Annotated in this window: 24 protein-coding genes and 2 tRNA genes; 16 read left to right on the top strand and 10 right to left on the bottom strand. The window is 67.5% G+C overall.

Going from position 1 to position 20,355, the window contains the following annotated elements; genetic code table 11:
- Position 1: 1 nt before the first annotated feature.
- From C492_RS01835 to C492_RS01820, 4 genes are read right to left on the bottom strand one after another with little or no spacing between them, the layout of a single operon-like run.
- Positions 2 to 256 carry a 50S ribosomal protein L23 gene (locus C492_RS01835; RefSeq protein ID WP_008419967.1) on the bottom strand — a complete coding sequence of 85 codons (255 nt, stop codon included), beginning with the start codon at positions 254 to 256 and terminating at the stop codon, positions 2 to 4.
- Positions 253 to 1,005 (bottom strand): 50S ribosomal protein L4, encoded by a 753-nt coding sequence (gene rpl4p, locus C492_RS01830; RefSeq protein ID WP_008419965.1) that lies wholly within the window; start codon positions 1,003 to 1,005, stop codon positions 253 to 255. Before rpl4p ends, C492_RS01835 begins: the two co-directional genes overlap by 4 nt.
- 3 nt (positions 1,006 to 1,008) lie before the next feature.
- Positions 1,009 to 2,028, bottom strand: coding sequence for a 50S ribosomal protein L3 (locus C492_RS01825; RefSeq protein ID WP_008419963.1), 1,020 nt, complete (start codon positions 2,026 to 2,028; stop codon positions 1,009 to 1,011).
- Positions 2,029 to 2,032: 4 nt separating this feature from the next.
- Positions 2,033 to 2,905 (bottom strand): putative RNA uridine N3 methyltransferase, encoded by an 873-nt coding sequence (locus C492_RS01820; protein ID WP_008419961.1) that lies wholly within the window; start codon positions 2,903 to 2,905, stop codon positions 2,033 to 2,035.
- A 290-nt stretch (positions 2,906 to 3,195) separates the two neighbouring features.
- Between C492_RS01820 and C492_RS01815 the strand changes: the two genes are divergently transcribed.
- Positions 3,196 to 3,266 (top strand) — tRNA-Gly (locus C492_RS01815).
- Positions 3,267 to 3,759: 493 nt separating this feature from the next.
- Here C492_RS01815 and C492_RS01810 read toward each other — a convergent pair.
- Complete coding sequence (locus tag C492_RS01810; protein ID WP_008419959.1) at positions 3,760 to 4,878, bottom strand: M14 family zinc carboxypeptidase; 1,119 nt, start codon at positions 4,876 to 4,878, stop codon at positions 3,760 to 3,762.
- 360 nt (positions 4,879 to 5,238) lie between these two features.
- Between C492_RS01810 and C492_RS01805 the strand changes: the two genes are divergently transcribed.
- The 7 genes from C492_RS01805 (at position 5,239) to C492_RS01775 (ending at position 8,979) form a co-directional block, all read left to right on the top strand.
- Positions 5,239 to 5,309 (top strand) — tRNA-Gly (locus C492_RS01805).
- A gap of 438 nt (positions 5,310 to 5,747) precedes the next feature.
- Positions 5,748 to 6,074 (top strand): DUF5789 family protein, encoded by a 327-nt coding sequence (locus tag C492_RS01800; RefSeq protein WP_008419957.1) that lies wholly within the window; start codon positions 5,748 to 5,750, stop codon positions 6,072 to 6,074.
- 148 nt (positions 6,075 to 6,222) lie between these two features.
- Positions 6,223 to 6,576 (top strand): HalOD1 output domain-containing protein, encoded by a 354-nt coding sequence (locus tag C492_RS01795; RefSeq protein ID WP_008419955.1) that lies wholly within the window; start codon positions 6,223 to 6,225, stop codon positions 6,574 to 6,576.
- Between the two features lie 105 nt (positions 6,577 to 6,681).
- Positions 6,682 to 6,996: an MTH1187 family thiamine-binding protein gene (locus C492_RS01790; protein WP_008419954.1), complete on the top strand. Its 315-nt coding sequence runs from the start codon at positions 6,682 to 6,684 to the stop codon at positions 6,994 to 6,996.
- Positions 6,997 to 7,089: 93 nt separating this feature from the next.
- Positions 7,090 to 7,296, top strand: a complete 207-nt coding sequence (locus C492_RS01785; RefSeq protein ID WP_008419952.1) for a heavy-metal-associated domain-containing protein — start codon at positions 7,090 to 7,092, stop codon at positions 7,294 to 7,296.
- A 69-nt stretch (positions 7,297 to 7,365) separates the two neighbouring features.
- Complete coding sequence (mch, locus tag C492_RS01780) at positions 7,366 to 8,298, top strand: methenyltetrahydromethanopterin cyclohydrolase (protein WP_008419950.1); 933 nt, start codon at positions 7,366 to 7,368, stop codon at positions 8,296 to 8,298.
- The gene (locus tag C492_RS01775) at positions 8,299 to 8,979 is read left to right on the top strand and encodes an HAD family hydrolase (RefSeq protein ID WP_008419949.1); all 681 of its coding nucleotides are present in this window, start codon (positions 8,299 to 8,301) and stop codon (positions 8,977 to 8,979) included.
- 11 nt (positions 8,980 to 8,990) lie between these two features.
- Here C492_RS01775 and C492_RS01770 read toward each other — a convergent pair whose 3' ends face one another.
- Positions 8,991 to 10,610, bottom strand: a complete 1,620-nt coding sequence (locus C492_RS01770; protein WP_008419947.1) for a GTPBP1 family GTP-binding protein — start codon at positions 10,608 to 10,610, stop codon at positions 8,991 to 8,993.
- Between the two features lie 262 nt (positions 10,611 to 10,872).
- Here C492_RS01770 and C492_RS24410 point away from each other — a divergent pair, with 262 nt between their 5' ends.
- Entirely contained in the window at positions 10,873 to 11,022 is a 150-nt protein-coding gene (locus tag C492_RS24410) for a DUF7503 family protein (RefSeq protein WP_169333430.1), read from the top strand.
- Positions 11,023 to 11,029: 7 nt separating this feature from the next.
- On the opposite strand, the gene C492_RS01765 is transcribed toward C492_RS24410, so the two are convergent.
- A complete protein-coding gene (locus C492_RS01765) occupies positions 11,030 to 13,099 on the bottom strand; it encodes a hypothetical protein (RefSeq protein ID WP_008419946.1) in 2,070 nt (689 codons plus the stop codon).
- On the bottom strand, positions 13,096 to 14,313 hold the full coding sequence (locus C492_RS01760) for a DUF7504 family protein (protein ID WP_008419945.1): 1,218 nt from the start codon (positions 14,311 to 14,313) through the stop codon (positions 13,096 to 13,098). Before C492_RS01760 ends, C492_RS01765 begins: the two co-directional genes overlap by 4 nt.
- 187 nt (positions 14,314 to 14,500) lie before the next feature.
- On the opposite strand from C492_RS01760, the gene C492_RS01755 reads away from it, so the two are divergent.
- Positions 14,501 to 14,914 (top strand): DUF7344 domain-containing protein, encoded by a 414-nt coding sequence (locus tag C492_RS01755; protein WP_008419944.1) that lies wholly within the window; start codon positions 14,501 to 14,503, stop codon positions 14,912 to 14,914.
- 82 nt (positions 14,915 to 14,996) lie between these two features.
- Complete coding sequence (locus tag C492_RS01750) at positions 14,997 to 15,176, top strand: hypothetical protein (protein WP_008419943.1); 180 nt, start codon at positions 14,997 to 14,999, stop codon at positions 15,174 to 15,176.
- Positions 15,177 to 15,205: 29 nt separating this feature from the next.
- Here C492_RS01750 and pyrF read toward each other — a convergent pair whose 3' ends face one another.
- Complete coding sequence (pyrF, locus tag C492_RS01745; protein WP_008419942.1) at positions 15,206 to 16,006, bottom strand: orotidine-5'-phosphate decarboxylase; 801 nt, start codon at positions 16,004 to 16,006, stop codon at positions 15,206 to 15,208.
- A gap of 259 nt (positions 16,007 to 16,265) precedes the next feature.
- On the opposite strand from pyrF, the gene C492_RS01740 reads away from it, so the two are divergent.
- Positions 16,266 to 16,820: a DoxX family protein gene (locus tag C492_RS01740; protein WP_008419941.1), complete on the top strand. Its 555-nt coding sequence runs from the start codon at positions 16,266 to 16,268 to the stop codon at positions 16,818 to 16,820.
- A gap of 11 nt (positions 16,821 to 16,831) precedes the next feature.
- Here C492_RS01740 and C492_RS01735 read toward each other — a convergent pair whose 3' ends face one another.
- Positions 16,832 to 17,251 carry a VOC family protein gene (locus C492_RS01735; RefSeq protein WP_008419939.1) on the bottom strand — a complete coding sequence of 140 codons (420 nt, stop codon included), beginning with the start codon at positions 17,249 to 17,251 and terminating at the stop codon, positions 16,832 to 16,834.
- 86 nt (positions 17,252 to 17,337) lie between these two features.
- Here C492_RS01735 and C492_RS01730 point away from each other — a divergent pair, with 86 nt between their 5' ends.
- The 4 genes from C492_RS01730 to C492_RS01715 all read left to right on the top strand — a co-directional run bounded on the left by C492_RS01730 (position 17,338) and on the right by C492_RS01715 (position 20,350).
- Positions 17,338 to 17,706 (top strand): methylglyoxal synthase, encoded by a 369-nt coding sequence (locus C492_RS01730; RefSeq protein WP_008419938.1) that lies wholly within the window; start codon positions 17,338 to 17,340, stop codon positions 17,704 to 17,706.
- An 87-nt stretch (positions 17,707 to 17,793) separates the two neighbouring features.
- On the top strand, positions 17,794 to 18,285 hold the full coding sequence (locus C492_RS01725) for a cation:proton antiporter regulatory subunit (RefSeq protein WP_008419936.1): 492 nt from the start codon (positions 17,794 to 17,796) through the stop codon (positions 18,283 to 18,285).
- 36 nt (positions 18,286 to 18,321) lie between these two features.
- Entirely contained in the window at positions 18,322 to 19,599 is a 1,278-nt protein-coding gene (locus C492_RS01720) for a cation:proton antiporter (protein WP_008419934.1), read from the top strand.
- 73 nt (positions 19,600 to 19,672) lie between these two features.
- A complete protein-coding gene (locus C492_RS01715) occupies positions 19,673 to 20,350 on the top strand; it encodes an HAD family hydrolase (protein WP_008419932.1) in 678 nt (225 codons plus the stop codon).
- Positions 20,351 to 20,355 lie beyond the last annotated feature (5 nt).

The raw sequence follows: 20,355 nt of genomic DNA, 5'->3' as shown, positions 1-20,355 counted from the left end.
GTTAGAACACCCCGATACGCGAGGCGACTTCCTGGGCGTCGTCGTCCTCGGACAGCTTGACGGATGCTTTCTTCTTTCCTTTCATGGTCACTTGCGTGTTGACGTCGTCGACCGTGACCTCGAAGCGCTCCTCGACCTCGTCCCGGATCTCGGGTTTGGTCGCGTCGGGGTTGACGACGAACTGGAGCTTGTTCTCGAAGTCCATGTCGTTCATCGCCTTCTCCGTAACGAGCGGGTGCTCGATCTGGCGGCTCATCGGTCGGCCACCTCCTCGAGCGCGCTCTCGGTCCAGACGGTCAGCCGACCGGGCTGGGCGCCCGGCGCGAGATCCTCCGCGTTGACCTCCGCGGCCGTCGTCACGTCCGCGCCGGCAAGGTTCCGGGCCGCACGCGACGGACCGGTCTCGCTGGCGGTGACGAAGAGGATCGATTTGGGCTGTTTGTACTTCCGTCCGCGGGTCGTCCCGCGACCCGAGCGGACGCTTCGACCCTCGTCGGCGCGTTCGACGTCGGCCGCGAGGCCGGCGTCCTCGAGGAAGGAGACGACCTCCTTGGTCTTCTCGAGGTCCTCGAACTCGTCGCTGACGACGACCGGCGTCTCGAGGTCGTCGTCGAACTCGTGGCCGCGCTCGGCGACGAGTTCGGCGTCGGTCGTCGCAGCGATGGCGCTGCGGACGGCCAGCTTTTTCTCTTTCGTGTTGATCGATTCGGTCCAGTCCTTCTCGGCTTTCGGCGGGTGAGCTTTGCGTCCCGAAACCGTCTGGGGAACGCGTCGACCGCGTCCGTTCTGTCGGGGGACGTGGGCCATCCCGCGGCCGCTACCGAACGATTCGGCCGGCGTTCGAAGGCCGGCGAACTCGTCGGCGCCGTAGTCCTGTTTTCGGTTGGCCTGGGCGGCGCGGACGGCGCGGGCGATCAGGTCCGGGCGGTACTGGGTCTCGAAGACCGCCGGGAGCTCGATCGAGTCCGCGTCCGAGCCGTCCAGGTTGCGTACTGTTGCGTCCATGTGTTATCCCTGGTTGGATGCGGTGGAGACGAACCGGACCTCGGGATCGAGGCGCGGCTGGTCTCCGGGTCGGATCGCCGGGCGGAAGCGCAGCAGGCGCTTGTCCGGCCCGGGGAGCGAGCCCTTGATCAGCGCGTGCGGTCCGTCGACTTCGCCGTAGTTGACGAAGCCGCCGTCGACCGTCGCGTCTGCGCCGTCGCCGATGTCGACGAGGCGCTTGTTCAGTTCCGTCCGCTGGTGGTAGCCGGTCTGACCCTGCTGGGGGACCGTCGAGCGGACGCGGGAGGGGTTCCAGGGGCCGAGGTTACCGATGCGGCGCCGCCAGCCCTGTCGGGCGTGTTTGCCCTTGCGTTTCTGGACGCCCCAGCGCTTGACGGGGCCCTGGGTCCCTTTCCCTTTCGTGACGCCGCTGGCGTCGACGTACTCGCCGGCGCGGAACACGTCGTTGAGGACGTGTTCGCCGCCGTCGGCGAGCACCTCGAGGGCGAACTCGAGACGCTCCTCGACGGAGCCGCCGCCGACGCGCGTCTCCATCACATCCGGTTTCTTCTTCGGGATCGAAGGGACCTCCGAAGGGACCGTGTGCGTGATGACGCGAACGTCGGCGATGCGGCCGTCCTCGAGGTAGCCTCGAAGCTCGTCTTCGGCCGCGTCGGCGTCGTAGTCGTCGCCGGGAAGGTCCAGAACGCGATCGAGTTCGGGAACGAACTCGTCGGTCCAGACCTCGGTGAGCGGTTTCTTTCCGTACGGCGTGTCTTCGTACGCACGCAGGGCGACCGCGCGCATCGGCGGCGTCTCCACGATCGTGACGGGGACGGTCTCTTCCATCCCTTCGGTCGGCGAGTTCGCTTTGTCGTCGACCATCACGACGTGGGTCATGCCGGCCTTGTAGCCCGCGAAACCCTGGAGCGTCGGCTGTCCGTCGTCGTCCGGCCACGAGTTAAAGCGCGGAACCTCCGAGGAGGCGCGCTGTCGTGGGCCGAACCCGAGTGAGCCTTTGCGTGGTGAATTTGGTTGTGGCATTCTATCACTCTCTGAGAGAGAGGGGAGCGAGCGTGGCGAACAGAGCCTCTTCCGTTCGCACCACGTCGCTTCCCTGGTCCGGAACCGTATTCAGCCAGAGGTCGAACCCCGGATCGGTGGGTTCGACTCCGTCGCCGTCGACGCCGTCCCGGCGGGACAGCGCGTCGACGGCCTCCTCGTCCATTCCGAGGATTGCCGGCAGCCCTCTCTCGGGTGCCCCGAAGGCGACGGTCATCCCGTCGCGCTCGCGGCGTCCGGCCAGCGTCCCCAGCCGCCCGACGGTGAGTTCGGCACCGAATCGGGAGGCCGCGATGCGGACGCCGGCGTCCTCACGGCCGAGCGCTGCCTCGAGGTCCGTCCGCTCGATCGAGAGCCCCGGAAGGGGCCCGTCGACGAGTTTCGCCCGGACCGGTCGTCGCGAAGAGACCCTGACGGTTACGCGCTCCCCCTCCTCGAGCTCCATACCGGGAGGCACGTTGAGGGAGATCGGGTGTTGCAAGCCGCAATTGACCCGCACGCGTTGATCAGGTCCGACCTCGGTCACGATTCCTTGTCTTGACGACCCCGAATCGTCCGATTCGGAGCCGGTCTGTGACACGGCGCGGAGCGGGGGCAGGATGCCCGCGTACTCGAGTTCGTCGCGCATCCCCCAGGCCTCGTTTCGGAGGTAGGGGGGCGTCGTCGCGTACCGCAAGACGGTGGCGACGAACTCGCCGTCGAATCGCCCGCGTTCGCCCTCCCGATCGGGGAAGACGACGAGCCGATCCGCCCGGAACACGGTCGCCGCGCGGGCGACGTATCCGAGCTTGCGAGTTGCCTCGCGTTTGTCCTCGGCTTCGCGGGTGAGCGACGACGGCACGAGCACGCTGACGGTCATGTCCACGCTTCGGCGCCGCGCCACTAGACTGTAGCGATGTTTTGCGGACAAGGTCTTAAAAGGGTAGCGGATTCGATTCCGGCTGTGAACGGCTCACGGGTGAGAATTCGACGCATACGGGTACTCGAGACACACTGTCGCGACCGCTAACGTGTTCCCCTGCGAGACGCCCCTCGAGAGGGGGCCGAAATGGACCGACGGCACCGGGACGTGGTACGGCGAAACGGCTCACACGGCCCCCGATTCGCAATCCTTATACAGCTACCAGAGATAGGTGAAACTGCAACGGGGCGCTGGTAGTGTAGTGGTATCACGTGACCTTGCCATGGTCACAACCTGGGTTCAAATCCCAGCCAGCGCATTTCTCCGACTATAACGCCGCGAGCACTGCGTAGCAGTGCGAGTATCCGTAGACGGAGACATCGTCCAGGGGATTTGAAGCAGGGAGTGGAGCGAAGCGGAACGACCGTGGTTCAAATCCCAGCCAGCGCACTTTCACTGAACAACAACGACGAGCGTCGCGTGGCGCTACGCGCCACGGTATTGCGAACGGCGAAGCCGTGAGCGGAGCGAGTCGGCTGTTCAGTGAAAATTGCACTAGATTTGAACGAGAGAAGTCGCAGCGCCGAGCGAAGCGAGGCGACCGTCTTCGCGTGGTTCAAATCCCAGCCAGCGCATTTCTCCGACTACAACGCCGCGAGCGCTGCGTAGCAACTCGAGTATTCGAACTCGGAAGCGCCGCTCGAGGAACGAGAAGGAACCGGTAGCAGAAGGGGAGGTGACGACGAAGACACGACGGAAATACGGTGTGCGATGGGCCGCGTCAGGAGTGTCTCCCGACGGTCGATCCCGCGTTACTCTCGATACGCCTCGTGTTCTGGCCCCCACTCGCTTCGTGGGAGTTCCTTCCAGAAGTAATCGCCACGGGGTGGAAGGGAATCGGCATCGGCCGGGTCGACGTCGTAGAGGTCACCAGACGCGAGCCCCTCCAGAACCTCGGTCATGACGTTGTTGATGACGGTGACGAGCCTTCCGTTCGAGGCGTTTCCAAGCTGGGACGCCTGCCCGCGGAACTCGAAGAGGACGCTACCCCGTCCTCGGACGCCATGAGCGTTCCGTGCGATGTTCGCGGTTGTCCCGCCGGGATATCTATCCCAGGTCGTGTGACCGTATCCCTTGGTTTGTTGGTAGGCGTATGCGCTGATCTGTCGGGAGAGGGCTACTGCCTCATCAGGGGCTGCCTCGTTGAGCGGCCACAGCGTCGACGCGTTGATCATCTCGCAGTCCTCGTTGCGGTACGTGAACTGGTGGTGCCAGTCGGTGATGATGTCGGCGCCGACCTCGTCGGCCTTGTCGAGCAGTGCCTGGGTCTCCGGTGAGGGATTCTCGTCCGGAATCACGTCGGGATCAATGCCGTCTGCGTCGGCAAGGGTAGCCGAGTCGATACCGAAGTAGTGCTGTCGGTTCGGGTCAACCGGCCCACACTGATCCGATCCGAAGTACGGTCCGTCGTGACAGACGTCCTCCGGCCGCGCGTTCGCTCGCGTGGGCGTCTCGTTGTCGTCTGCTGGCGCCCAGCCGTCGGGATTGAGTCGTGGGACGACGTGGAGCGTTAGTTCGTCAAGGATCTCGTCGGACCGGCGCCCGCCGGAAGCGAGCCCCTGGAGAAGACGCAAGGCGGCCTCGGTCACGTGCTGCTCGTCGCCGTGTTGTTGGGTGATGTAGAAGACGTCCGGATCACCATCCCCGGCACGTACGTAGGGGATATCGCGGCCTTGCCACGTCTCGCCGATCGACTCGTACTCGAGACCGCTTCGGGAGTCGAGTTTCTCGAGCGTCTCGTACAGTTCCTCGTTGCTCGTGAACGCGTTGTAGTTGATGGTCGCGGTCTCCGGAACGAACGGCCCGCCCGGTTTGATGAAGTCGTCCTGGCAATCCTGTGCCGCGACTCGTCCGGATACGGCGAGTCCCATGGCTGTCGCTCCACCAACGCTTTTCAGTACTTGCCTTCGCTTCATGGTCCGAGATAACACACACCGTCATTGAATATTAATCTTTCCTACAGATAATAGAATTGCGTTCATGTAGGTCGATAACAACATTTGAGACCATAATACACAATTACATCACCACCTCGTCGGATACGTAGCCAGTGCGGGGGACTGCCGACAGAGGTGATTTCTGAGCGACTATCAACCCCTCCTCGTCTCGAGTCTCACATCGCTGATAGCGACCGCCGACGGCTCGCGGTCCCGGCTGCGTCGGATCTGCACTCGAGCCGACCGATTCGTAACCCTTATGAATTCACTCGAGAGACGTAAGACTGCAACGGGGCGCTGGTAGTGTAGTGGTATCACGTGACCTTGCCATGGTCACAACCTGGGTTCAAATCCCAGCCAGCGCATTTTCACTGAACAACAACGACGAGCGTCGCGTGGCGCTACGCGCCACGGTATTGCGAACGGCGAAGCCGTGAGCGGAGCGAGTCGACTGTTCAGTGAAAATCGCACTAGATTTGAACGAGAAGACCGCGAACGAGAGCGAGCGGTTCGCGAAGCTCGCAGTTCGGTCAGCACAGTTTCAGAGTAACGCTCCGACGGTCTCGAGCCGAATCGGAACCCGTACTCCGCGCGTCCTCGAGCGACCGTCGACTCGGCGGCCGGCCTCGAGGTGTCTCGTTCCGAATCCCCGAGAACCGTTCGTCCTCGAGCGACGGTATCCGACGTCGAGTTACCAACTCCCGATTGGAGCGAGTAACTCGAGATGAACCGCCTTCGCGCTCGGGGCCGGCGTGAAACCACCGACGGGCTTTAAGTCGGACCGTGGCGGCTTGAGAGTCGGAATGACCGGACCAGACGACGAGCGAACGAGAGAGCTGGGCGTCGAGTTCGGACCGCTCGCTCGCGACCTCGAGGACCACCAGTATCCGACGACGAGCGACGAGTTGGTCGAGCAGTACGGCGACGCGGTGTTGGACCTCCCGAACGGCGAACAGCAACTCCACGAGCTGTTCGAGCTGGTTCCCGAGGAGCGCATCGACTCCGCCGCGGACGCTCGGGCCGCGATCTTCAACACCGTCGGCGACTCCGCGATCGGCCGCAAGGGGTATAGCGACCGGACCCCGCCGGCGATTGGCGAGCGTGAGGAGTGGCCCCACGAGTCGTTCTGACCCGATCCGACGCCGCGGGCTCCGGACCGCGGGCTCGTCGCGGGTGTCGGCCGAGATGACCGTCCGCCTCGAGCAGTAGTGCCGCCTGCGAGTGGCTTATATATCCCGGAGCGATACCCACCAGCGAACGGTCGAACGAACAGGTCCCATGCAACCCCAGTCTACATCCGAAACGGAGACGGACGAACTCCAGTACGACCAGGCCAACGACAGGTACGTCTTTCACCACGCGGACGACGACACCGCGACGCTGACCGCGAGGATCGTCCACGCGCTCGCGGAGATCGCCGACACGGACGTTTCGCAGGGCGAGTTCTCCCTGTACGACAGCATCGATCCCGACGCCCTCGATCGGATATTCCGGCCGAAGGCCGACGGCACCGAGCGAACCGGCGGCCACATCGCCTTCGCAGCCCTCGAGCACGAGGTGTACGTCTACGCCGACGGCGACATCGTCATCTATCCGCCCGACGCCGCCCCCCGTCCGCGCCCCGTCCGGTGACGACGGCGACCGTCCTCAGCCGTCGAGTTCCGACGACCGATCGCGACCGCGGAGAGTCGAGTGCAGGGTCCGGATTTAGGTGCGACGATCCCGACAGTGTCCGCCATGACAGTCGTCGCGCTACTCAGCGTCGCACCGGTGATCGAGGGCAGCATGGCCGAGGAGGTCGCGAGGGCCGTCGACGCCCTCGAGGAGTACGACGTCGGCTACGAGACGAACCCGATGGGGACGGTGATCGAGGCCGACTCGATCGACGAGCTGTTCGCGGCCGCCCAGGCGGCCCACGAGGCCGTCGACGGCGATCGCGTAAGCACCGTCTTGAAGATCGACGACAAGCGGGACCGCGAGACGGCCGCCTCGGAAAAGGTCGAGGCCGTCGAGGAGGCCCTGGGTCGGTTCCCCTCGAGCGACCGCGAGTAGCGGATCGACCCGACGGCGTATTCGCCCGCGGCTCGGGCCGGCCCGGCGTCTCGAGGCGCAAGACCGAACACCCTCGAGTCGGTACGGGCGGGCATGGAACGGACGACGCTCGACGTTACCGGCATGTCCTGTAGCGGCTGCGAGGAAACCGTTACCGACGCGCTCGAGGCGCTCGCGGGCGTCTCGTCGGCGACGGCGAACCACGAGACCGACGAGGTGCGCGTCGAACACGGCGAGGAGACGACCGTCGAGGGGATCCGCAGCACGATCGAGGACGCGGGCTACGAGGCCGACGCCTGATCGCGAAGGGGCGACGGCGAGGCGGCGCCGACTGACAAACTGTTTTACGGCCGACGCTAGAGGAGGGGTATGGAGAGTCTCAACCGGATGGCGATCGAGCTGGTCGACGAAGCCCTCGACTACGCCGAGGAGCTCAACGTCGGCGGGTTCGACCTCGAGAACGAGGCGACCGTCCTCGACTTCGGCGTCGAGTTCGACGGCGGGGTCGAAGCCGGACTGCTGTTGACCGAGATCCAGACCGCGGGGATGGCCACGCCGAGCCACCAGCTCGGCGAGATCGACGGGACGCCGATCCCCTACGTCGAGCTGACGTCGGACCAGCCGGCGCTGTCGCTGCTTTGCTCCCAGAAGGCGGGTTGGGAGCTGGCGACGGAGGACTTCGAGGGGCTCGGCAGCGGGCCCGCGCGAGCGCTCGTCGCGCGCGAGGAGGAGTTCAGGCAGGTCGGCTACACCGACGCGTTCGACCTGACCGCGCTGGCCGTCGAGAGCGACGAGCTGCCGACGGCGTCGGCCGCCGAGCAGGTCGCCGACCTCGCGGAGGTCGAGCCCAGCAGCGTCTTCCTGCTCGCCTACCGGACGGCGAGTCTCGCGGGGAGCATCACGTCCGCGGCGCGGGCGGCCGAGCTCGCGACCTACCGGCTGACGGAGCTGGGATACGATCCTAACGACATCGTCTCGGCGACGGGCCGGGCCCCGGTCGCGCCGGTCGCGGCCGACGAGGACGACGCGATCGCCAGGACGAACGACGCGATCGCCTACGGCGGCCGCGCCCACCTGACGGTCCGGGAGGACGCGGACGTCTTCGACTCGATCCCCTCGACGGCGGCCGAGGCCCACGGCCGTCCCTTCGCGGCGATCTTCGACGATCTGGACTGGCAGTTCGAGGAGGTTCCCGCGGATCTGTTCGCGCCCGCGGCGGTCACCGTCGACGTCCTCGGAGGACCGACCGAGAGCTACGGCGAGACCGACGAGGAGCTGCTCGCGGAGTCGTTCAGCCTCTAGATGGCTGCCCCGATCGACACCGTGCTCTTCGATCTCGACGGCACGCTCTGTCGGTACCGCCGCAGCGCGGCCGACGTCCTCGAGATCGCCTTCGAGCGCGCCGGCGTCGGCCCCGTCTTCGAGCCGGGGGCCTACTACGATCGTTACCGGGAGTACCTCGAGCGAAGCGCGAGACCCGTAGACCTCCACGAGCAGTGTTTCGGCGATCTGGCGGTCGAGTCGGGGTACGACCGCGCCGACGGCCTCGCGGTCGCGCGCGCGTTCCGCGAGGAGCGCGACCAGCGAAACGTCGAGCCGCTGCCGGGAGCGACGGCGACCCTGGAGGCGCTGGCCGACGAGTACGCGCTCGGACTGGTCACGAACGGACTCTCCGCGATGCAGCGCCAGAAGCTCGAGTCGACGGGACTCGAGGACGCGTTCGAGACGATCGTCTACGCGGGCGAGGACGCCGCGCCCAAGCCCGATCCGGAGCCGTTCGATCTCGTGCTCGACGAGCTCGGCTCGGCGCCGGAGCGGACGGTGTACGTCGGTAACTCTCTCTCTGCCGACGTCGCGGGCGCCCGGGCTGCGGGGATCGATTCGGCGTGGCTTCCCGAGGGGACGGTCCCGGCGGAGCCGGACCCGAGCCCGGACTACGTCCTCGAGTCGCTGGCCGACCTGCGGTCTCCGCCCTGGCGCTGACGCCGGTAGTGTTACTCGGCGGGACGGACGTCCGTGACGGTACCGACCCCCTTGCTCCGTCCCTCCCGGAAGACGAACTTCTGGCCCTCCTCGACGAGGTATGGGCGGAACTTGAACCGGACGGTGGTTCGTCCCGTATCGCCCGGCAGCAGCCGCCCGTTCTCCGGGGAGAAGGCCGCGGCCTCGCCGATCGTCTCGAGGTGGACGACGGGCTCGTAGCCGTCCCCGATCCGGGTGGGGTGGTTGAGCACCATCACCTCGGCCTCGAACTCCCGGACTGGATCGGGATCGGCGTCGCGGGGAATCAGGGCCATCCCGCGCTCGATGGCGCTTTCGGTGACTCCCTTAAGCGCGATGCCGACGATCCGGCCGGCTCGAGCCTTATCGACCCGGTGGTAGTGCATCTCGATCGATCGGACCTCGACCTCCTGGAACCGCCCGTCGGGCATCGGTCCGAGCAGGAGTTCGTCGCCGGCCTCGACCTCGCCGGCCATGATCGTCCCCGAGGCGACGGCCCCGACGCCGGTGACCGAGTAGCTGCGGTCGACGTACATCCGGAACTCGCCGGTGTCCCGGGAGGTCTTGGGCAGCCGATCGAACAGTTCGTCGAACGTGTCGAGTCCCTCCATCGTGAGCGCGCTCGTCGTCACGATGGGAACGACGCGGTCGCCGATCTCCTCGAGTGCGGCGTCGACGCCGTGGCGGGCGACCCGCAGCGGGGACTTCTCGACGTCCCGGAGCAGCCGCTCGACCTCGCGTTCGACCTCCTCGACCCGCTCGTCGGAGACGGCGTCGACCTTCGTGATCGCGACGATCGTCGGCAGCTCCGTCGCCAGCAACACGCCGAGGTGCTCGCGGGTGGTTCGGGTCGGGCCGTCGTCGGCGGCGACGACGAGCAGCCCGTAGTCGAGCTTCTGTCCGACCAGCCCGCGGATCGTCGTCCGGAGCCACGGCTCGTGGCCGACGGTGTCGACGAAGGAGACGAGTCGATCGGCCTCCTCGACGACCTCGGCGCGGTCGGCCTTGCGGTCCGGGTTCCGGACCCGGACGGGGCCGTCGTCATCGAACCCGTAGACCGCGTAGGAGAGATCGGCGGAGAGGCCGCGCTCGACCTCGTGGGGCTGGACGTCGAGGTACGCCCGCGTCGCGCCGTCGCCGTCGTCGGCGGTGCCGGTAACGAGCGATCCGACGAGGGTGCTCTTCCCGTGGTCGACGTGGCCCGCCGTCCCGACGACGAGGTGTTCGTCGTCGGTCTCGAGCATCGAACCGTCGCGGACCTGTGCGACCCCAACCAGCCCCTTGGAGGAGCCGCTCTCGCCTCCGACGCCCCAGGTCTGGACGTCGTCGATGTGAGCGTCGGCCTCCTCGGCCAGCAGGGAGAGGACGTCCATCGACTCGGAGAAGGCGTCGTGATCGATGCCGGCGAGCCCGCCGTCGTCGGTGACGCCGACGACGTAGGTCGCTTCCCCGTCGCCCGACAGCAGTCGGTGACGGAGCTGTGCGGCCAGGCTCTCCCGGCGTCCGCCCTCGAGGTGGACGTCCCGAAGCAGCCGTTCCTTGAACTCGACGCTTCCGCCGTCCTGTTCGCCACGTTCCAGGGCCCGGTCGAGGAGGGCCCGGTCACGGCTCATGGCAGGCAGTAACTCACGAGCCGATAAAAGCTTCCCGGCAGAGGCGTCTGTTAGCACGACACAGGACGGATTCGGCCGTTGCGAGAGCGCTGCCGATCGTCGTCCGTAACCGTTCGTTACCGACGCCCCTGGACCGGTAGCTCCCGGTTACGACCGAATTCGCCTCGAGATGTTTTCCGTCGAAATCTATAGCAACTGGTTAATCGGACCTAGAATTACTTACAAAAATGATATTACCGGCGATCACATCTCTCCGGGCGCCATGTCATCGAACGACAAGACGGTACGAGCGTTTCTCAGAGAGCATCCGCGACTGACGGGCGCCCTGTTCGCCGGCTGTCTCCTGCTGTCCCAGATCGGAACGGCCGCGGCCGATCTCGGTATCACCGGCAACGGCGGCGGCACCTGGTAATCCGACGTTACAACTCCGCGAACCGGTCGTCGGTCGACCAGCACCAGTCGCCGTCGTAGCGGACGGGGATCTCCGCCAGCCGGAGAAAGCGGGCGAGCGAGTCGCCGGAGAGTTCGATCGGCGGGGGCTCGGTTCCCGCCAGGAAGTGGCGGTCGACGCCGTCGATGTAGGGAACGTACTGCGCGCCGACCCCGCTGTCGACGTGGTACAGCCGAAGGTGGAGTCGGTAGCGGTCGTCGCCGAGCGACTCGATTCGACAGCTGTTCGCAACGCCGCTGCCGGCCTGTCCGACGGTGGCGCTCCCGTCGCCGACGACGACGTACTGGTTGCCAGCGAGCCGATAGCTCCGCGCCAGCGAGGTCGCGTCCCGAACCGAGAACCCGTTGTTCAACAGCCGTGCGACGAGCCGACCGACGGCGACCGCGTCGCGGTTGCCGACGTCGCTGAGCGTGACGATACCGCCGACTCCGCCCCGCTCGATCACGCGGGCGCCGACCCCGTACGATCGGCAGCCGTTGATCAGGAACGCGTCGACGCCGACCGTCGGCAGCTCCCGGGCCTCGAGGACGCCATCGGCGCAGACGAACGCGCCGTCCCGGACGTGGCCGACGTAGTGGAGGAAGTCGACGTCGGCCGCGAACAGCTCCCGGAGCCGCCCGCTCGTGACGTCCCCGTGGACCGTCACCTCGAACGGGAGCCGCTCGCGCTCGCCGTAGAGGGTTCCGTCGTCAGCGTCGAACTCCGCCGCCATCTCCGGGTCGTTGCAGACGATCGCCACCTCGACGGCGTCGCCGGAGGAGGAGCGCTCGAGACCGTTCTCGAAGGCGGCTCGGGTGAGTTTGTTCGCCCCGACGGGAACGCCGTCCCCGAGCCACGCCTGGCCGAAGGCGTCGGCCTCCGGCGGAGAGACGTATGTGGGGCGCTCTTCGGAACCGGACGAGTCGCTCGAGCGCGTGAACTCGCCGATCGCGTGCGCGGTAAGCGGCGACGCGTCGCGCTCGGGTCGGCGTTCGGGCGCCGGGCGAACGATCGCCAGCTCGTCGACGAGATAGGGGAGGACGGTCGCGTTCTCCGGGTCGGGTGTCGCGTGCGCGACGAGGTTCCACCGCGGAAGGAGGTCGGCGACCCGTTCGTGCGGGATCGAAAGCGCCGTTTCGAGCCGCTCGGAGAGGTCGGCCTCGTAGAACTCCTCGAGGGCGAGGTCGACGCGGTCCTCGAGTCGGTCCCGTTCGTGAAGCTTGACGGGATAGAGCCCCTCCGTCCGGGCCACGCAGTCGAGAAAGAACGCGCGCTCGAGGACCCGTTCGATGCCGCGCGCGATCGACGTGTCGGCGTCGAACCGGTGGACGAACCCCGCGTCGGTCTCGAGGCGGGGCTCCGGCCCGACCTCGACGGACGCCGCGAGGTAGTGTGCGAGCGGGCTGGCCGCGTAGATCGTCGCTCTGTCCGGGGGAACGACGATCCGGACGCCCGAGTCGGGCGGCTCGACCGCCTCGGGGATTTTCAGCTCGGAACCGAGCTCGAGGCGGGGCGGGTGGCCGCGGAGCGACGGGAGCGACCGGTCGCAGTCGAGGGTCTTCAGCGCCGAGCCGAACGTCGAGACGGCGCGTGCCAGATCGGCCGGCTCGGGCGTCGTCGTGACCGTCGCCGCGGGGCGTTCGTGTCGCGACCTGGCTCCGAGTCCGACCGTCGTCGGCTCGCCGAACTCGAACGCCAGGCGGTCGTCGGTCGACGTGATCGTCACCTCGCTGTCGACGCGCACGTAGAGTTTGATCGGCGCCATCAGCTCGAGTACGTACTCCCCCGCCGGGAGCCGCTCGGCGGCGCGGTGGTCTGCCTCGAGCACCACCTCGCCGCTCGGGTCGCGGGCGTACACCGGGACGACGTACGGGAAGACCAGCTCCGCGACCGTCAGCTCGACGGCGCCGTCGACGGGGAAGGAGAATCCGGCGGGGGCGATCGGGCGCGGCGAGACCGGGCGATCGGTTCGGAACGGACACCGCCTGTTCTCGATCGGATCGACGACGGCGAGCCCGTCGCCGCCGTCGAACGGGCGGAACCTGGGGACGGCCGTCATCGCCGGCCGGGTCGGCCGAGCCCAATCCAGTCGGTCGCGTACCCGCTCTCGTGGAGGTGCCAGCGCTGCTGGGGGCCGCGGTCGCCGACGCGGAGCTCGACCGTCGCGTCGAACAGCGACTCGAGGGCGCGAACGGCGTCGTTCTCGCGGTCGACCGGAAGTACGTAGTGACCCAGCCCCGAAACGTCCCGAACCGCCTCGCAGATCGGTTCCAGGAACTCGGCGGCGCCGTCGGTCCCGCGCTCGTCGAGCACCGGCCGCAGCGAATCGACACAGAGCCGGAGGTCGCCGGGTGCCGAGAGGGACGCCCCGGTTTCGAACGCGCGGATCCGCGCGTCGATCGCCGCCTCGAGCTCGTCGAGGTCGGTCGGCTCGTCGACGACGCGCCCGCCGTCCGCGGACGCGCCTGTCGAGGCGATCGAGCGCGCGCTCATCGCGTAGTCGACGATCTGGGCGGAGCCGGCGCGTGCCGGACCGAGACGGGCGCCGACGACGCTGCGGTCGCGATCGAGCAAGGCGACGAGGTGGCGCCGATCCCGCCCGGGGTCCCCGAGGAGGTTGCCGCTGGCGACGTCGACGAGGTCGTCCGGGACCCCGCCGGCGATCAGCACGTTCCCCCCGGTGCGTTTCAGTCGGCCGAGCGTGGAGCCGACGCTGATCGTTCCGCCGGCGTCGACGACGACGTCGCACCCGAGCACCGAAAACAGGACCGTCGCGCCGGGTCGCGGAATCCCGTTCTCGCGGCGGCGACTGAGCCGGGCCAGCGCGTCCGGGTCGACGACTTCCGCGATCGCCGTCCGAACCCGTGATCGATCCCGTCCCGAGCGGTCGGCGAGGGTCGACACGAGTCGCACCCCGAGCGATCTGTCGTCGGGCTCCGCGGCGACCGAGACGTGGGTCCACTCGTCGACGACCGAGATTTCGTCCTCGTCCGGGCGCGAGATCGAAATTTCCCCGTCGACGGTCGCCCGGATGCGGCGGTCGACGTACCGAAAGACGACGGTCGGCCACGGTCGGTCCGCGCCGCCCTCGAGGAGCCGATCGAGGGCGTCGACGTCGACCGTCTCGTTCAGGGGAGGCAACTCGAGCGGCGAGCGGTCCGTCTCGGCCGCGACCCGTTCGACGATCGAGATGCTCGGGGATGACCGAATCCCGGCAGTCGCCTCGTCGCTCTCGTTGACTCCGGAGCCGTCCCGGGATCGGTCGTTCGTCATCCGTCACGGGGTACGACCGACGCTTAGGAAAAGCTCGCGGATACCGTACGCGTCGAAAGAGTAAAATCAACCGTCGAAATGGCAAAGCTATTTACTTTTCTTGGATGGTCTTTATATTGGTTTCGTACGTTCCGCTGCGGTAGCGCTCTAGCAAGTTTATCTACGTGGGTCGAGACCCTACGGATACATGGTCGACTATCGCTCGGAAGACACGGAGGATCACGCGGTGGCGACCGAACTGGGGCTCGAGCTACCCGCCGTCGGCGGGGATCGTTCGTCGATCGACGAGTACCTCTCCCTGCTCAGCGACCGGCGGCGTCGCGACGTTCTCTACTGTCTTTCCGAGGCCGAGGTCGCGAGCGTCGAATCGCTGGCGGCGACGATCGCCGCCCGCGAGGCGTCGGTTCCGCCCGAACGCCTCTCTTCCGACGACCGCGAGCGCGTCCAGGTCGACCTCTATCACGTCCACCTGCCGAAGCTCTCGGACCGGGGGCTGATCGAGTACGACGCCCGAAGCGGAACCGTCAGGCGGTCGTCGTCCGCCGATGCCCTCGAGACGCTGCTGGAGTGCTGTTACGGGCTCGAAACCGGAAACACGTGATCGACGGCCGGCCCGTCGGCGCGCCAACCGAGCGGGCGTTGCCGGGGCCCCTTTCAAGCCGCTCGAGCCCGTACGGTCGTCCATGAGCATCAGCGGCCTCTGCCAGATCTGCGAGTCCAGATCCGCACAGGAGCGGTGCGCCAACTGCGGGGCCCTCGTGTGCGAACAGCACTACGAGCCGGGTCCGGGGCTTTGCGCCGACTGCGTCGCCCAGGGCCAGCCCGACCGCCAGTCCGACGACGTCGACATCAACCGATTCTGAGGCGGGACGCCGTTCGGAGAGCGACCGCCTCAGGCGTCGCGGTACCGGTTCAGTCGCTTTTTGAGCCGCTTGGCCGCCTGCCCGCTGGCGCTCGCGAACTCCTCGCCGTCCTCGCCCGCGAAGATGATTCCCCGCGAGGAGTTGACGAGGCCGACGCCGTCGGCGAGCCCGTACTCGACGGCCGCCTCGGCGTCCCCGCCCTGGGCGCCGATCCCCGGCACGAGGAAGGGGAGGTCCGGCACCTGCTCGCGCAGCTCCTCGAGCTCCGCGGGCTTGGTCGCGCCCACGACCAGCCCGACGTTGTCGTTCTCGTTCCACAGCTCCGCGAGCGCGGCCACCCGCTCGTAGACGGCCTCGCCGCTGGCCAGTTCGAGGTCCTGGAGGTCCGCGCCGCCGGGGTTCGAGGTCCGACAGAGGACGAACACGCCCGCCTCCTCGTCGGCGAGAAACGGCTGCAGGGAGTCCCGACCCATGTAGGGGTTGACGGTGATCGCGTCCGCGCGCTCGAGCAGTTCGGCGTACTGACGGGTCGTGTTGCCGATGTCGGCCCGCTTGGCGTCGAGCAGGACGGGAACGCCCTTCCCGCGGGCGTAGGCGATCGTCTCCTCCAGGGCGCGCCAGCCGTCGGGATCCTCGTAGAAGGCGGCGTTCGGTTTGAAGACCGCGGCGTGTTCGTGGGTGGCGTCGATGATCCGGCGGTTGAACGCCCACCGCGGGAGCTCGCGGTCCTGCAGGTGTTCGGGGATCCGGGCGGGGTCGGGGTCGAGCCCGACCGAGACGACGCTGTCGACCGTCCGGATGCGGTCGCGCAGGCGATCGAAGAAGTTCACGGACGGCAGTGGCGGCCGGACGGTCGAAAAGATTGCTATCCCGCCGGAAGCCGTCCGTTCCCGTTCGATCGCGTTCGCGTCCGTACGTCCCGACGCCCGTCGTCGGCGATCCGAGCACGATCGGCTTGCGAATCGCCCTCACCGTACCGGGTTGGAAAAACCGATTCGAACGCCCGTTACGTTTCCCGGTCCGCAGGAACCGCCTCGAGGGTATAGGGGAATCGACGCGCAACGAACGAACGTGAAGAGGTGACCGAAAATGTCCACCACGACGCGAAACCGGCTCGAGAGCCGCTACGGGGGGATCGATCTCGTCGGCGAGCCCCACGCGCTCAGCGCGTGGTTCGTCGTCGCACTGCGGGCCGTGATCGGCGGCATGATCCTGTTCGCCGGGCTCGGTAAAGTGACCGGCGAGCCGTTCGACGCCAGCGGCTACCTCTTGCACGTCGACCCGGCCAGTCCCGTCAGCGGCCTCTACGCCGCCATGGCCGAGAGCGCAGTCCTGATCGAGATCGTCAACGTGGTCGTTCCGGCTACGCAGCTGCTGATCGGCGCGGCGCTGATCGCGGGCGCGTTCGTCCGTCTGGCTGCCCTCGGCGGAGCGCTCCAGATGGTCGCCTTCTACCTCGGCGGCTGGGAGGGCGAGATCCTGGCGCTGTTCGATTCGACGCTGATCTACGGCGTCGTCTTCCTGGCCGTCGCGGCCCTCGGTGCCGGGCGCATCCTGGGCCTGGACCGCTCCCTCGAGCGACTCGAGGTCGGCGGACAGCCGCTGGTCGAGCGGTACCCGAAGCTCCGGTACGTCCTGGGCTGAGGGCGCTTTTCTTACGTCTCGAGCACCTCGACGAGGTTCCCCTCCGGATCCCGAAGAAAGCAGATCGCGGTTCCGCTCTCGGTCGTCCGCGGTTCGCTGATCGTCGGCACCTCGTCGGACAGGTCGGCGTAGAACGCCTCGAGGTCCGCGACCGAGAGCCCGACGTGGGTCGCGCCGGGTTCGTTTAGCTGCGGTCTCGAGCGGGGGTCGGCTTCGGGGTCGTACTCGACGAGCTCGAGGCGGACGCCGTTCGCGTCGAGGTGGGCGAAGCTGGCCCCCGCGCCCTCGACGCCGACGGCGTCGGCGAAGGCCTCGCCGCCGACCTCGAAGCGATCGAGAACCTCGAGGCCGAGCCGATCGCGGTAGAACGCCAGCACGCCCTCGAGATCGTCGACGGTGACGCCGACGTGGTGTGCGCTGAGTTTCGTCACGGTGTCGTTCGTGCGACGGGTCCCAAAAGCGCTTCCGTTCGCCGCGGTTCGGCCAGTGTTATGGTCCCCTGCGACGATATCGACCTATGACCCGCGTCGCGCTCATCGCCCACGACGAGAAGAAAGCCGACCTCATCGAGTTCGCGCAGACTCACGAGACCCAGCTCCGGGAGTACGAGCTGATCGCGACCGGAACGACCGGGAAACGGCTGATGGAGGAGACCGACCTCGAGATCGAGCGCAAGGAGTCGGGCCCGCTCGGCGGGGACCTGATGATCGGCTCGGAGGTCGCCCAAGACAGACTCGACGGGATCGTCTTCCTCCGGGACCCGCTGCGGGCCCAGCCCCACGAGCCCGACATCTCCGCGCTGCTTCGGATCTGTGACGTCCACGACACGGCAATCGCGACGAACCTCTCGTCGGCGGAGTTCCTCATCGAGGGGCTCGCGGAGTAGGGCCGATTCGGTCGATCGATCCCGACGGGGGCGGTCCCGACGTCGGGCGTCAGGTCCTTTAATAGTTACCGGTGCCCACGTTCCCGTATGACCATCTACGAGAGTGATCTTCCGGGCGTCGGAAAGAAGTTCGAGGTCGAACTCGAGGGCGACGAGCGCCTCGTCATCGTAACGCACAACACCGGCAAGCGGGAGGTCTACCACAAGGAACGCGAGGGCGCAGACAGCGACAAGCTGTTCGAGCTCTCGGATCGGCTCGCCCGCAAGGTCGGGACGATCCTCGAGGGCGCGTACTTCCAGCCCGTCAGGACCGATCGGGTCGAGACGATGTTTACCGACGGGACCTTCCTCGAGTGGTACGGCGTCGCCCGGAACGCCGAGATCGCCGGTCAGACCATCGGCGACTCCCGGATCCGGGAGCGAACGGGCGTCTCCGTCGTCGCGATCCAGCGCGACGACGAGGTGATCACGCCCCCGACCCCCGAGACGGTCATCGAGGCCGGCGACACGCTCGTCGTCGTCGGCGAGCGCGAGGACTGCACCGAGTTCGAGGCGCTGCTGGGCGATGACGGGGCCTGATTCGACCGATGTCGGAGTCGTCGGAGGTGATCCTGAGTGGCTGCTGAATCGACCGCGCTGATCGACGTCGGGGTGCTGTTCGCGGCCGTCGCGCTGGCGGGCGTGGTCGCGAACCGGATCGGGCAGTCGGTCATCCCCTTCTACATCCTCGTCGGGATGGCCAGCGGCGAGTACGTGCTCGGACGGATCGACTTCCCGGCGCTTCTGGGTACCGAGATCGTCCCCCACGGCTCCGCGCTCGCGCTCGCCGAGACCGATTTCGTCTACGTCGGCGCCGAACTCGGAATCGTCTTCCTGCTGTTTTTCCTGGGGCTCGAGTTCAACCTGAACCGCCTGATCGAGGCCAGGAGCCGCATCGGACGGGCCGGAACCTGGGACCTCGCCATCAACTTCGGGATCGGGCTGGCGCTCGGGTACGCGATCTTCGGATCCTTCCTGCCGGCCCTCCTGACCGCCGGGATCGTCTACATCTCCTCGAGCGCGATCATCACGAAGTCGCTGATCGATCTGGGCTGGATCGCCAACGACGAGGCCGACCCGATACTCGGCACCCTCGTCTACGAGGACCTCTTTATCGCCGTCTACCTGGCGGTCGCCTCCGCGCTCGTACTCGGCGGCGGCGACGTCGGCGAGGCGCTGGGCCAGATCGGCGTCGCGATCGGGTTCATCCTCGCCCTGCTGGTCGCGGTGTACCTGGGCACCGCCTGGTTCCAGCGCAGCCTCGAGACCGATTCCAACGAATTCGTCGTGTTGCGCGCGATCGGGATCACCGTCCTCGTCGCGGGCGCGGCGCTCGCGCTCGGGGTCAGCGAGGCCGTCGCCGCGTTCTTCGTCGGGATGGCCTTCTCCTCGACCGATCACGTCCACGACCTCGAGAACTTGCTCGAGCCGATCCGGGACACGTTTGCCGCCGTGTTCTTCTTCTGGATCGGACTGGTCACCGATCCGACGCTGTTTCCCGACGTGCTCGGACTGATCGCGCTGGCGGTCGCGCTGACGGCCCCCTCGAAGCTGATCAGCGGCTACCTCGGCGGTCGAGCGTACGATCTCGACGAGCGACACTCGGTGCGGGTCGGGCTCGGTATGACGACCCGCGGCGAGTTCTCGCTGATCATCGCGAGTATCGCCCTCGCCGGCGCGGGGACGGGTCTCGCCGAGGGAACCGCCGAGACGATCTACGCCTTCTCGGTCGGCTACGTCCTCCTGATGAGCATCCTGGGAACGACGCTCATGCAGTACTCCGATCGGATCGAGGCCGTCGTCGTCCCGCGGCTTACGGCCTTGGGACCGACCCCGAGCGCGACCGACGACTAGTCCGATCCCGCTCCGGCCGGCGTATCAGCTCGGAAACAATAGGTTCAAACGCGTTCGTTCCCTTCCTGCGCTCATGCCACAGGCGGTCGTCTTCGACCTCGATTACACGCTCGCGGTCCCCCGGCGGGACCGAACGACGATCCTCGAGGCTGCGGCGGACGCCGCCGGGGCGCCCGACCTCTCGCGGGCCGACTACCTCGAGGCCCACCGACGAAACCTCACCGGCGAGACCCGGGAGCCGATCTTCGCGGAGCTGCTCGAGAACCGGGACACCGAGGCCGAGCCGGCCGAGCTCGCCGAAGCCTACCGCGACGAGATCGCGGCCGACCTTCGGGCGCTGCCCGGCGTCGAGTCGATGCTTACGGAGCTGGGCGAGCGCTACCGGATCGGACTGTTGACGAACGGCCCCGTCCTCGCCCAGCGGGACAAACTCCGGACGCTGGGCTGGGAGGAGGCCTTCGACGCGGCGCTGGTCACCGGCGAACTCGAGGCCGGCAAGCCCGACGTCCGCGCCTTCGAGGCGATCGCCGACGAGCTCGGCGTCGACCCCGAGCGCGCGGTGTACGTCGGCGACGAGGTCGAAGCCGACGTCGAGGGTGCGACCGACGCCGGGATGACCGCGATCCAGGTCCTCCTCGAGGACGGTCCCGATCCCGATCCGCGGGCCGCGGCCCACGTCCGCCAAGAGACCGTCGCGACGGCCGTCCCCGCGGCGGTCGCCGAACTCGAGGGGTCGGCGCTCGACCCGTAGTCTCG

This window comes from Natronococcus jeotgali DSM 18795, assembly GCF_000337695.1.
Taxonomy (GTDB): Archaea; Halobacteriota; Halobacteria; order Halobacteriales; family Natrialbaceae; genus Natronococcus; species Natronococcus jeotgali.
The sequence above is the reverse complement of the archived record's forward strand: the minus strand, read 5'-3'. Positions and strand labels throughout refer to the sequence as shown.